Source organism: Lacibacter sp. (assembly GCF_035299325.1).
Classification (GTDB): Bacteria; Bacteroidota; Bacteroidia; order Chitinophagales; family Chitinophagaceae; genus Lacibacter.
Window position 1 is genome coordinate 1 of record NZ_DATGWT010000028.1, and the last position, 12485, is coordinate 12485.

Sequence of the window (12485 nt, forward strand, 5' to 3'; positions counted from 1 at the left end):
TTCCCCATTCTTTTCGTCCATTTATCAATCATTTTATAATATTGTGCTGCCGATGTCCGCAAAAAAACCGGCTTGTTCAACCAACTTATGGCTAAGAATTTACTGATTGTAGAGAGCCCTGCGAAAGCAAAAACGATTGAAAAGATCCTCGGAAAAGACTTCGAGGTGAAAAGTTGCTATGGTCATATCCGTGACCTCGAAAAGGATGAAATGGGTATTGATGTCAACAATAATTTCGAACCCCGCTATATTGTACCCGATGAAAAAGAACGGGTGGTAAAAGACCTGAAAGCGCTGGCCAAAAAAAGTGACGAAGTATGGCTGGCAACGGATGAGGACCGTGAAGGGGAAGCCATCAGCTGGCATTTATGTGAAGTATTGGGCCTCGATCCCTACAAAACAAAGCGGATTGTGTTCCACGAGATCACTAAACCTGCTATTCAAAAAGCCGTACAGAATCCACGCACAGTAAATATGGACCTGGTTTATGCACAGCAGGCACGCCGCATCCTCGATCGTATCGTGGGTTTTGAACTCAGCCCTGTTCTGTGGCGCAAGATGAGTATGCGCAACAACCTCAGCGCAGGTCGTGTGCAAAGTGTGGCCGTTCGCCTAATTGCCGAACGTGAGCGTGAGATCAATGCATTTACTGCTACTTCTTCCTTTAAAATAGAGGCATTATTTACCGCCAAAGATCTGAGCGATCGCAACGTGACGTTCAAAGCCGAAGCTAAAAAGCAAAACACGGCAGATGATGCAGAGAAGTTTTTGAACAGTTGCAAGGGCGCTAACTATAAGGTAAAAGACATACAGGTGCGCCCCGGTAAAAAATCACCGGCACCTCCTTTCACCACTTCAACCTTACAACAGGAAGCCAGCAGAAAACTTGGCTACTCAGTGAGCCGCACTATGCAGCTTGCACAAAAGTTGTATGAAAGCGGTAAGATTACTTACATGCGTACCGATAGTGTTAGCTTGAGTGATACGGCTCTTGGTGATCTCACACGTACTATAAAAGGTATGTATGGCGATAAATATCACCAGTTCCGCAAGTTCAAAAACAAAAATGAAAGTGCACAAGAGGCGCATGAAGCCATCCGCCCCACTTACATGGAAAATACAACGGTTGAAGACCAGGATCTGAAACGTTTGTATGAATTGATCTGGAAACGTACGATGGCCAGCCAAATGGCAGATGCTGAACTGGAACGTACCACAGCCAATATTTCGATTTCTACCAACAATGAAGAATTAAAAGCCGAAGGAGAAGTATTAAAGTTTGATGGCTTTTTAAAAGTATATCGTGAAGACAAAGATGATGATGATATCAACGAAGATGAAACACAGGAAGGCATGCTGCCACCGTTAGCAGTTGGTCAACAACTACCATTGAATGAAATGAATGCAACGGAACGTTTCACCCGTCCTGCTCCAAGATATACCGAAGCATCGCTAGTAAAAAAACTCGAGGAGTTGGGAATTGGTCGTCCGTCGACATATGCACCAACTATTTCTACCGTGTTAAAAAGAGGTTATGTAGAAAAACGTGACAAAGAAGGTGTACGTCGTGATTTCCGTGTATTGCAGTTGAAGAATGATACTGTGAGCAAAAGCATGGAACAGGAAAACACAGGTGCAGAAAAATCAAAACTCTTCCCTACCGATCTTGGTTTGGTGGTAACAGATTTTTTGAAACAACATTTCGAAAGCATTATGGATTATGGTTTCACCGCACATATTGAAGGTGAGTTTGATGATGTGGCCGAAGGAAAGTTGAAGTGGAATGCCATGCTGGAAGAATTCTACAGTCCGTTTAAACGTGATGTAGATAACACCATTGAAAATGCTGAACGTATTAAAGGCGAACGTGAATTAGGTGTAGATGCTGAAAGTGGTAAAAAGATCGTTGCACGTATGGGCCGCTTTGGACCAATGGTGCAAATTGGTGATGTAAGTGATGAAGAGAAACCACGTTTTGCTGCGTTGCGTAAAAATCAAAGTATTGAGACCATCTCCTACGAAGAAGCAATGGATCTGTTCAAACTTCCATTGACGCTTGGTGAATTTGAAGGTGAAGAAGTGAGTGTGAATGTTGGTCGCTTCGGACCATATGTAAAATTTGGTGAGCAGTTCATTTCTATTCCTCGTGGCGAAGAACCATTAGAAGTAACAATGGATCGTGCTATTGAACTCATCAAAGAAAAACAAACAGCCGATGCGCCTGTTGCCATGTTTGAAAACAAACCGGTAACAAAAGGCAAGGGACGTTTTGGCCCGTTCATTAAATGGGATGGTTTGTTTATCAATGTACCAAAGCGCTATGATTTCGAAAATCTTTCTGCGAACGATATCAATGAACTGATTGAAGCAAAGGTGGAGAAAGAAGCCAATCGTTTTATCGTGCGCTGGCCCGATGAAAATATTGCAGTTGAGAACGGTCGTTGGGGACCTTTCATCCGCTTTGGTAAAAAGATGCTGAAAATCGATAAGAAGAAAGACGGCGAAAAATATACCACAGAAGAAGTAGCACAAATGCCGGTGGAAGAGATTAAGAAAATGATCGAAGCACAGATGCCGGGCGCTTTCTCAAAACAAATAAAAGCGGCTGCAAAAAAAGCAGCTACGAAAAAGAAAGCGGCTACGAAGAAGGCAGCCAATAAGAAAGCAGCGCCAAAGAAGGCTGCGACGAAGAAATAATCGAAAGTCCCGTTAAACGGGACTTTTTTTTTGTAAATTCAACTATGGAAAAGAAAAACATTGAACAACTGAAACAAAAGATTTACGACCAGGTTGCTCAACTACAGGATGAAGTTGCTTTGCAGTTACTCGAAGAAGCAACAGAAGCCTACCTCTCTCCTAATCAGAAAGATATTATTGATGAATTAGCTCCTGCGCAGATCGTAAGATTAAATGAAGCAAAACTTCAGGTTGAAAATGCAGAAGTTGTATCGCATGATGCTGTTAAAGCAAAGTCAAGAGAATGGCTTACGAAGTAATATGGACTTTGCATGCAGAGGAAGATTACAGGCAGATTATTTTTTATCTGAAAAATGAATGGTCTGAGACCGTTGCACTACACTTCATCAACACAACAGAAGAAAGAATTGAACGGATTGCTGTTTTTCCTCTTTTAGGCATTGCATCTGAAAAAGATAATTCGATCAGAAGTATTGTTCTCACAAAACACAATAAACTGTACTACCAATTCCTTGAATCAAAAATTTATATTCTCTCATTATTCGACACAAGACAACATCCGGATAAAAATAAGTTTGAGTAATAACAACTATTCAACCGATTGCACGAACTGCCATTTACAATAACGCTCATTCATTAGTATTTTTCATTTAGGAAAATCGGTCATTTACACTTCGACTCCCTATATCTTTGCGGCGATTATAAACCTCAAACGATGAAACTGAGAAAACTTCAACTCATGGGTATTGCTTTCATGGGTTTACTCAACAACAGCTTTGCCCAGGAAAAAGAAATTGAACTCGATCCAATTACTATTACTGCATCTTTAACTCCTGTAAGCGCTTCAAAGACCGGCCGAAATATTTTAATTATTAAAGGGGATGCACTGCAAAAACTTCCGGTGCAGTCGATCGATGAATTACTACGGTATGTTCCCGGCGTAGAAGTACAAAGCCGTGGACCAATGGGTGCACAAGCTGATTTCACAATTCGTGGTGGTACATTTCAACAGGTATTGGTGATACTTGATGGTATCCGTTTAAATGATCCGTTAACAGGCCACTTCAGTTCTTATATTCCTATTTCTCCGGCTGAGATCGACCGCATTGAAGTATTGAAAGGTGCGTCATCTGCAATTTATGGCACTGAAGCAGTTGGCGGTGTCATTCATATCATCAGCAAAACTTTTGCTGCAAAGAAAAATACAAACGGACATAAGATCAATGCACAGTTAACTGCCGGTGATTTTGGTTTATTCAACGCACAAGCCGGTGCTTTTATTCATCAAAAGAATACAACGGCATCAGTTGGTGTAATTACAAATAATACAAAAGGACAACAACTGCGTGGCACAAAAGGTTATTTCAACCTTACCACTATTTCTGCTTCGGTTAAACAAAAGCTTGGAGAAAATACAAGTGTTGCTTATCGCTTTGGTTATGATGACCGTGATTTCAATGCACAAAATTTTTATACAACTTTCTTAAGCGATACTGCAACTGAATCAGTCATCAGTCGTTGGCATCATCTCAAATTCATGCACAAAAAAAACAAACATAGTTTTTCGTTTGATGCAGGATATAAAGAAGCAAATGACGTATATCGTTTTCGCAAAGCTGTTAGTGCAAATGTGAACAACTCTTCTTTGTTCCAGGCATTGGTGTTGCACGATTATGCAATAAATGACAAATCAACAATTACCTCTGGTGTGCAATTCATCAGCCGCAAAATTGTTTCAAACGACAGAGGTAATCATGAAGTATCAAATGCAGGTGCATTTGTTGTATTAAATCAAAAGTTCGGGAAAGCATTACAATTGAATCCTGCATTGCGTGTTGATTGGAATGAACGTGCCGGCTGGGAATTGATACCGCAATTGAATGCATCATATCGTTACGAATCATTTTTATTTCGTGGAAGTGTTGGTCGCACAACAAGAGATGCTGATTTCACAGAGCGTTTTAACAACTATCAGCGTAACCCTGTTCCATCAGGTCAACGTATCGGTAATCCTGATCTGATTTCAGAAGCCTCCTTGAGTTATGAAGTTGGCGCTGATTATTATCTGAACTCTTCATTAAAAATTTCAACCACCTGGTTTGAACGTTTTCAGCAAAACCTGATCGACTACATCTTCACTACTTATGCAAACATGCCACGCCAGGTAAATCTTGTTCCCGGAGGAAATTATTATCTGGCAAACAATATCGATAAAGTAAACACTACGGGTATTGAAACCGATGTACAGTACACGCATCAGTTTAGTGATAAACATTCTTTATCCGGTGGACTTGGTTTTGTTTGGATGCGAAGCCGCAGCAGTGATACCATTCCTTCGCTCTACGTTTCAAATCATGCAAGGGAAATGTTCAACTTTAATGTGATGTACCGTTACAAAAAAATTGCCGTGAGTACAACCGGTATGCTGAAAGCACGACGACCGCAACCAATTGCTGCACCATTTGTTGCTATCAGTAAAGATTATTTTATTTTGAATACCCGTGTAGATCTATTTCTTCTGAAAGATAAACTGGGCGTATTTGCACAGGTCGATAATATTTTCAACCGTCGCTACAGCGATTTGCTTGGCAGTATTATGCCCACTCGTTGGGTAATGGGTGGAGTAAAAGTGAACTTATAATTAAGAGCTTCAAACATCAAACTGTCTATCCCCTCCGTGGAGGGGCGGCAGACTGTTACACAAAGGATAAAAGAAGGGGTGGGTTATAAAAACTCACCCCTTCTTTTATACAAACTAATTTCTTGATATTTGCAGTCCATAAAAACGATTGATCGTATGCATGATTTTATTCAACAACTCGGCATCAAAGCACAGAACAGCGGCGTTTCAACAGGCGTAAACTGGTTAGCTTCAACAGGTGAATTAATTACCTCCTCCTCTCCTGTTGATGGAAAAACAATTGCATCAGTTACTTCAGCAGATAAAGCAACATATGAAACAGTGATTGCAAAAGCGCAAGCCGCCTTTGCAGAATGGCGCACATGGCCGGCACCAAAACGTGGAGAAATTGTTCGCCAGATCGGTGAAGCATTACGTGCAAAGAAAGAACCGCTCGGTCGCTTGGTTTCGTATGAAATGGGCAAAAGCTTACAGGAAGGTTATGGTGAAGTACAGGAAATGATCGACATCTGCGATTTTGCAGTTGGCCTTTCCCGTCAGTTACATGGATTAACGATGCACAGCGAACGTCCATTGCATCGCATGTATGAACAATGGCATCCATTGGGCATCGTTGGCATTATCTCTGCATTCAACTTTCCCGTAGCTGTATGGAGCTGGAATACAATGTTGGCTTGGATCTGTGGCGACGTGTGCATCTGGAAGCCATCAGAAAAAACACCATTGTGCGGCATTGCATGTCAACACATCGTTGCAGAAGTGTTTGCAAAAAACAATGTGCCCGAAGGTGTGAGTTGTTTGATACAAGGCGGCAGAGAAATTGGTGAATGGATGAGTAACGATACAAGAGTGCCGTTGGTTTCTGCAACAGGAAGTACAAGAATGGGCAAAGCAGTTGGCGCAGCAGTTGGTCAACGATTAGGCCGGAGTTTATTAGAACTTGGCGGCAACAATGCCATCATCATCAGCGAACATGCTGATCTGAACATTGCTATCCGTGGAGCAGTGTTTGGTGCAGTTGGTACTGCAGGGCAACGTTGCACTACAACCCGTCGCTTGATTATTCATGAATCAATTTACGATATAATAAAAGAAAAATTAGTTGCTGCATATAAACAATTAAGCATTGGTGATCCGTTGAATGAAAGCAATCATGTGGGTCCATTGATCGATACAGATGCGGTGAAACACTATTTACAGGCTATTGAACAATGTAAAATAGAAGGTGGACATTTCATTGTTGAAGGCGGCGTATTATCAGGAGCAGGTTATGAAAGTGGCTGTTACGTAAAACCATGCATAGCTGAAACAAAACCAAATTTCAAAATTGTGGAGCACGAAACCTTTGCTCCTATTCTCTATTTGTTGAAATACAAAACCATTGATGAAGCGATCGCTATTCAAAATGGAGTGCCACAGGGTTTATCATCTTCCATCATGACGTTGAACATGCGTGAAGCGGAGCAGTTTTTATCTGTTGCAGGCAGCGATTGCGGTATTGCCAATGTAAATATCGGAACAAGCGGTGCTGAGATAGGCGGCGCCTTTGGTGGTGAAAAAGAAACCGGTGGCGGCCGTGAAAGTGGCAGCGATGCCTGGAAAAATTATATGCGCCGGCAAACCAACACCATCAATTACTCAACAAATCTGCCTCTGGCTCAGGGAATTAAGTTTGATATTTAAGCATCCGTTAACAGCTTTCGCCAAGAGATTTAACGACTAATCTACAGCCGCCTCAAATGCAATGAGGGCGGCTGTTTCACTCAAAAAAATCTGCAAAATGTGGGTAAACGGTATATTTATTTGCCCAACATGCTGCAACTTTACAAATCGTTTAAAATAAGAAAAACATATGCAGTTAAACAAAGTGTTGCTTGTAACATCCGTATTCGCCCTCTCTTCAATCTGTGCCTTCTCCCAGGCTTCTGTAAAAGAAGATCAGTTTAAAGGCTGGCATCTTAAAAATAAATCAACCGATGGGTTTTACGGCATCAGCCTTGACCAGGCTTTTGAATTTGTAAAAAACCGGAAAAGTACAACCGTGATCGTTGCGGTGATCGATAGTGGTATTGATACTTTGCACGAAGATCTGAAACCGGTATTGTGGCGTAACCCAAAAGAAATTCCCAATAACGGAATTGATGATGACAAGAACGGCTATGTAGATGATTACTTTGGCTGGAATTTTCTTGGAGGCAAAGATGGTAAGAATGTAAAAGAAGATTCTTACGAAGCAGCACGATTGTATCATGCATTGAAACCAAAGTATGGTGGCACAGTGGATGAAAGCAAATTATCAGCTATTGAAAAAGAAGAGTACCGCATTTTCAAAAAAGCACAAGGTGATATTGAACATGGCTCAACCGAAGCACAAACACAGGTAGTTTTCCTGCGTGGTTTATATAACAAATCCACTCTTGCTGATAGTTTATTGAAACTGAAATTCAAACCTGAATATACCGGCAATGATCTTGCATCATTTAAACCTGCTAATTCAAAAGAGGCTGATGCAAAATCCACCATGTTTGCCTTGTTCAAAGGGTTTGAGCTGATGGATGCCAACAACGAATTCATCATTAAAGAATTTACAAGTTATTATAAAGGCCAAGAGAAAAAAGCAGAAGCTCCAACTATTGCTCCGAAAGATTATCGTGGTGAAATTGTAAAAGATAATTACTACGATTTCAATGATCGTTTTTACGGCAACCCCGATGTAATGGCCAATACTCCTTTCCACGGCACCCATGTGGCAGGTATTATTGCAGCAGCTCGTAACAATGGTATTGGTGTTGATGGTGTAGCAAACGATGTACGCATCATGAGCATCCGTGCAGTGCCTGACGGTGACGAGCACGATAAAGATATTGCACTCGCTATCCGTTATGCAGTTGATAATGGTGCAAAGGTGATCAATATGAGTTTTGGTAAAAGCTTTTCACCGCAAAAGAAATGGGTTGATGATGCTGTACGCTATGCGCAAAGCAAAGGTGTATTGCTAGTTCATGCAGCAGGTAACGATGGTAAGAATGTTGACAGTTCCGAAAACTACCCTAACCCAAACATCGTTGAAACAAAAATGAAAGCTCCCAACTTTATTACCGTTGGTGCAAGTGGTGATCCTAAAACAGGTGGTCTCGCTGCTGATTTCAGCAATTATGGTAAAAAAGAAGTGGATGTATTTGCACCTGGTGTAAAGATCTATTCAACAATCCCCGGCGGCAACACGTACGGATTTGCACAAGGTACCAGTATGGCAAGCCCCGTTGTAGCAGGCCTGGCTGCATTCATTCTCTCCTACTACCCTGATCTTACACCGGAGCAGGTGAAGTATTGTATTGAAAAAGGTTCAGTTAATCCAAATATGCAGGTAACAAAACCCGGCAGTGAGCAAAAAGAAGATTTTGCTAACTTCAGCCGCACAGGAGGTTTGTTAAACGCATATGAAGCAGTGAAGATTGCAGCAACCTTAAAAGGAGAACGTAACGAAACTGTACAACCTTCGCCAAAGCCGCAACCCAAACCAAAAGTTAAGAAATCGAAAAAAGGATAACACTTTGAATATAAAACCCGCTTTTCAGCGGGTTTTCTTTTTATGTTTACAATATCTATGACAGTTTGCTGTTATGCATATGCCAAAACCTGATTATCATGTCAAGACCAACCACTAACGACTACGCTTCTTTTTATCACAAGTATGTAATGAATGTACAGGAAGATGATGTGAAGAAAGCTTTCGAAAATCAATTTGCAGTACTCGATTCTTTTCTTGCATCAATACCGGATTCAAAAGCTGATCATGCTTATGCTGACGGCAAATGGACCGTGAAACAATTATTGCAGCACATGATTGATGCTGAACGCATTTTCGCACACCGTGCATTATGGTTTGCCCGCCAAAGCGCAGCTCCATTAAGCGGTTTCGATGAAAATGAATATGCCGCCATTGCTGATGTGAGCAAACGCACAATACAATCATTGGCCGATGAGTTCAGAGCCGTTCGTAAGAGCAGCGAGTTTTTGTTCAATAGTTTCTCCTGGAAGGAATTAAATACCAGTGGCATGGCCAATAACAACTCCATTACCGTAAATGCAATGGGGTTTGTAACACTGGGCCACTTCCTCCATCATAAACGGATCTTGGAAGAACGATATTTGTAAAAAAGGTCAGGCTCCCGTTGTATCGGGAGCCTGATGTTTTAAAATACTGCAAACCTGTAAGCCGGATTTTGTCATATCCACCAAAGCTTAGCGTAGGTGGACGTAGCTATCATTTATCTGTCCAACAACTTACGCTGAAGGATCAATCTGCCTACCCTCCGTCATCGAACGAGCCGTTCTCAGGCGACGGTATATGTGGCATTTCAGCACGCAAGGTTTACCCCTCCCGCCAATTACTGGGCGGGACCGTAGGCTCTTACCCTACGTTTTCACCTTTTCCACACAAGTGCGGTAGTTATTTTCTGTGGCACTTTCTGTTGCCTCTTTCGAAGCACCCGGCTCTTCACCGGTACGTTGCTCTATGCTGTCCGGACTTTCCTCTTCCCGTAAACAGGAAACGATAGCTTAGTTTACAGTAACTGCAAAAATAAGATATCGTGTTGAGGTATGTCATACTTATTCAACCAATAAAAAATCCCCCAACCGAAGTTGAGGGATAACACAATTAAAACTAAATGAGTTGATCAATTGCAATGTTCTTCAAATGCACTGATGAGATTTTGTGCGATCATCTGTGCAGGACGGCCTTCGATGTTGTGACGTTCAATAAAATGAACCAACTGACCATCTTTGAATAAAGCAATAGCGGGTGAACTTGGAGGATAAGGCAACAGATGCTCACGGATCTTTTTCACTGCATCAATATCAAAGCCTGCAAAGCTGGTCAACAAATGATCAGGACGTTTTGTGCTGTTATTTACAGCCATCAACACACCTGGTCTTGCGCTACCTGCTGCACAACCGCATACTGAGTTAATAAAAACAAGACTCGTTCCTTTTTGCGTTAACGCACTGTCAACCGACTCTGCTGATAACAATTCATCAAAACCACCTTCGGTCATTTCCCCTTTCATGGGTAATACTATTTCTGCTGGATACATAATGTAATAGTTTAAATTTTATGCAAAGCTACAGGAATTGAAAATTCAATCAGCGAAAAAAGAAATTTTGACAGAATAATTGCAGCATAGTAGACTTTTTGTCGCATTTAAGTTCACAAATCTGAAATGAAGACGCAGAAAACCCTGTTGGAATATGCTTTGATGATTTCATACCATTATTAAAAACAATTAAAACTTTAATACTATGACAATGGTAAAATTGCACAGCCCCGTTCAGAAAAACCTCAACAACATCTTTGATGAGTTTTTCAATGAGTTACCTGCATTTGGTAAAACAGTAAATAATCTCTTTTCACCTGCAGTAAACATCCTTGAAACTTCTGATGCTTATCATCTTGAGTTGAACGCTCCTGGTCGCAACAAAGAAGACTTCCAGATCTCTGTAGATAAAGGCCTATTAACAATCAGCTACGAGAAAAAAGAAGAAGCAAAGAATGAGGATGTGAAAGTAGTTCGTCGTGAGTTCAGCTACCAAAGCTTTAAACGCAGCTTTACAATTGATGAAAAGATCAATGCAGAAGCTATCCAGGCGAAATACGAAAATGGTTTGTTGAAATTGTTATTGCCTAAAAAAGCAGAACAGCAACAACCGGTGAAAACGATCACTATTCAGTAATAGATTTCATATAGCTTGTTTTAGAGCAGTTGGTTTTGGTTACCCCGTTGTTTTTACAGCGGGGTTTTTGTTTCTCTTAACAAGTGTTTAAGCAGACATGATTATCTTCGCCACAATCGACATGAAAGCTCTATTAACCCTTCTTACCGGCTTGTTTCTCCTGTTGAGCAGCAAGGCACAGGACATTCCTGATTCTGTTCATGCAATTCCACCCGCAGTGGATACTTCATTGCGTATCCGGAACCTGAACCCCTACTTTACATTGCATGTAGACAGTTCACTCAGTTATAAGCTGGAGATCAACAAAGAGATCACAAATTATTATTGGTATTTGAAGAATTCGCCTGTTGGTTTGCGCATTAATAAAGACAATGGCCTGCTTACATTCAAAGCAGACAAAGCTTATTTTCTTTCAGGCAGATTAAAGTATGATGTTGAATACAAAGTGCAGCTGGGAGTTCAAAATTTAAATAACCCGGTTGAAAAAGCAGATACAGTGTTTACGATCGTATTCTTTAACACGGAAATCATTCAATCGAAAATAAGACCATCCGTATCTGCAACTGTTACAGTTGATGAAGGTGATACTGCACGTTTTGTGCTGAATTGTGAAAACGGAAACTTCCCTATTGAATACATCAATTTCGAAAGCAGCATTCCGATAAAACCGGAAAACGCCATCACCAAATGCAAGGATGAATTTGTGTGGTGGATCCCTTACGACTTCGTAAAAGATAATGATGCAGGAAAAGTAAAAGAGTTTCGTCTTTTGTTTATTGGCGCTGATAAATTCAGGAATAAGGATACAGCTGTTATACGCATTATTGTAAGAGATGCAATTAACTACCCACTAAAAAAACAGGAATACGATAAACTTGTTAGTGATTACAACAGGTATATCCAGCAACTGAAATTCACGTTCCGCACACTTGATAAAAAAATTAAACATACACGCAATAAAAGAGTGGCGTTTGATATGACATCTTCATCCTCCGCTTTAGCAGGCACCATCCTGAGCACATCAAAAAATGAAGATCAGAAGAACGTAGGACGTGTATTGCCGGCTGTTGGTGTAACGCTGGTACCAGTAAAGGAAGCTGTGGCACCTAACAAAGTAAATGATCAGAACTCCGTTTCATTGGTGCGAACAAGCATCAGGCGGTTAGAATATATCCTTCAGGAGAATGGACTGGTGAGCGAAAAAGATCCCGACATCATTACAAAAACAACGAAGCTGAAAACAGATCTCAAACAAATTCAATTGCAGCTTATTGATGTGCCGTTGGAAGAAATCAACTTTGAAGATCCGAAGAACGTTAACAAATACTTCGATGATCCGAAAGTGAACAGGAAGTATCGCAACAAAAAGAAATCATAAAAGAAGCCGGTGAATATTCACCGGCTTCTTTTA

Annotated in this window: 10 protein-coding genes and 1 other RNA gene; 9 read left to right on the plus strand and 2 right to left on the minus strand. The window is 41.0% G+C overall.

Annotation, left to right across the window (positions count from 1 at the left end):
- The first annotated feature begins 87 nt into the window (after positions 1 to 87).
- From topA to VK159_RS17030, 7 genes are all read left to right on the plus strand, one after another.
- Positions 88 to 2697, plus strand: a complete 2610-nt coding sequence (gene topA / locus VK159_RS17000; protein ID WP_324231364.1) for a type I DNA topoisomerase — start codon at positions 88 to 90, stop codon at positions 2695 to 2697.
- 44 nt (positions 2698 to 2741) lie between these two features.
- Entirely contained in the window at positions 2742 to 2996 is a 255-nt protein-coding gene (locus VK159_RS17005) for a hypothetical protein (protein WP_324231365.1), read from the plus strand.
- A complete protein-coding gene (locus VK159_RS17010; protein ID WP_324231366.1) occupies positions 2981 to 3280 on the plus strand; it encodes a type II toxin-antitoxin system RelE/ParE family toxin in 300 nt (99 codons plus the stop codon). Before VK159_RS17005 ends, VK159_RS17010 begins: the two co-directional genes overlap by 16 nt.
- A gap of 132 nt (positions 3281 to 3412) precedes the next feature.
- Positions 3413 to 5338 carry a TonB-dependent receptor plug domain-containing protein gene (locus VK159_RS17015; protein WP_324231367.1) on the plus strand — a complete coding sequence of 642 codons (1926 nt, stop codon included), beginning with the start codon at positions 3413 to 3415 and terminating at the stop codon, positions 5336 to 5338.
- 129 nt (positions 5339 to 5467) lie between these two features.
- Positions 5468 to 7021 (plus strand): aldehyde dehydrogenase family protein, encoded by a 1554-nt coding sequence (locus VK159_RS17020; protein ID WP_324231368.1) that lies wholly within the window; start codon positions 5468 to 5470, stop codon positions 7019 to 7021.
- 169 nt (positions 7022 to 7190) lie between these two features.
- Positions 7191 to 8888: a S8 family peptidase gene (locus VK159_RS17025; protein WP_324231369.1), complete on the plus strand. Its 1698-nt coding sequence runs from the start codon at positions 7191 to 7193 to the stop codon at positions 8886 to 8888.
- 98 nt (positions 8889 to 8986) lie between these two features.
- Complete coding sequence (locus VK159_RS17030) at positions 8987 to 9496, plus strand: DinB family protein (RefSeq protein ID WP_324231370.1); 510 nt, start codon at positions 8987 to 8989, stop codon at positions 9494 to 9496.
- Between the two features lie 41 nt (positions 9497 to 9537).
- Here VK159_RS17030 and rnpB read toward each other — a convergent pair.
- An RNA gene (rnpB, locus tag VK159_RS17035) (RNase P RNA component class A) lies at positions 9538 to 9913 on the minus strand.
- 107 nt (positions 9914 to 10020) lie between these two features.
- Positions 10021 to 10437, minus strand: coding sequence for a BrxA/BrxB family bacilliredoxin (locus VK159_RS17040; RefSeq protein ID WP_324231371.1), 417 nt, complete (start codon positions 10435 to 10437; stop codon positions 10021 to 10023).
- A 205-nt stretch (positions 10438 to 10642) separates the two neighbouring features.
- On the opposite strand from VK159_RS17040, the gene VK159_RS17045 reads away from it, so the two are divergent.
- Positions 10643 to 11074, plus strand: a complete 432-nt coding sequence (locus VK159_RS17045) for an Hsp20/alpha crystallin family protein (protein WP_324231372.1) — start codon at positions 10643 to 10645, stop codon at positions 11072 to 11074.
- A 121-nt stretch (positions 11075 to 11195) separates the two neighbouring features.
- Positions 11196 to 12452 carry a hypothetical protein gene (locus VK159_RS17050; RefSeq protein ID WP_324231373.1) on the plus strand — a complete coding sequence of 419 codons (1257 nt, stop codon included), beginning with the start codon at positions 11196 to 11198 and terminating at the stop codon, positions 12450 to 12452.
- Positions 12453 to 12485 lie beyond the last annotated feature (33 nt).

What these genes read in the sequence shown, in the direction of transcription:
- VK159_RS17010 (WP_324231366.1), top strand. Translation starts at nt 2,981, where the DNA reads ATGGCTTACGAAGTAATATGGACTTTGCATGCAGAGGAAGATTACAGG.
- VK159_RS17015 (WP_324231367.1), top strand. Translation starts at nt 3,413, where the DNA reads ATGAAACTGAGAAAACTTCAACTCATGGGTATTGCTTTCATGGGTTTA.
- topA (WP_324231364.1), top strand. Translation starts at nt 88, where the DNA reads ATGGCTAAGAATTTACTGATTGTAGAGAGCCCTGCGAAAGCAAAAACG.
- VK159_RS17045 (WP_324231372.1), top strand. Translation starts at nt 10,643, where the DNA reads ATGACAATGGTAAAATTGCACAGCCCCGTTCAGAAAAACCTCAACAAC.
- VK159_RS17050 (WP_324231373.1), top strand. Translation starts at nt 11,196, where the DNA reads ATGAAAGCTCTATTAACCCTTCTTACCGGCTTGTTTCTCCTGTTGAGC.
- VK159_RS17005 (WP_324231365.1), top strand. Translation starts at nt 2,742, where the DNA reads ATGGAAAAGAAAAACATTGAACAACTGAAACAAAAGATTTACGACCAG.
- VK159_RS17025 (WP_324231369.1), top strand. Translation starts at nt 7,191, where the DNA reads ATGCAGTTAAACAAAGTGTTGCTTGTAACATCCGTATTCGCCCTCTCT.
- VK159_RS17030 (WP_324231370.1), top strand. Translation starts at nt 8,987, where the DNA reads ATGTCAAGACCAACCACTAACGACTACGCTTCTTTTTATCACAAGTAT.
- VK159_RS17040 (WP_324231371.1), bottom strand. Translation starts at nt 10,437, where the DNA reads ATGTATCCAGCAGAAATAGTATTACCCATGAAAGGGGAAATGACCGAA.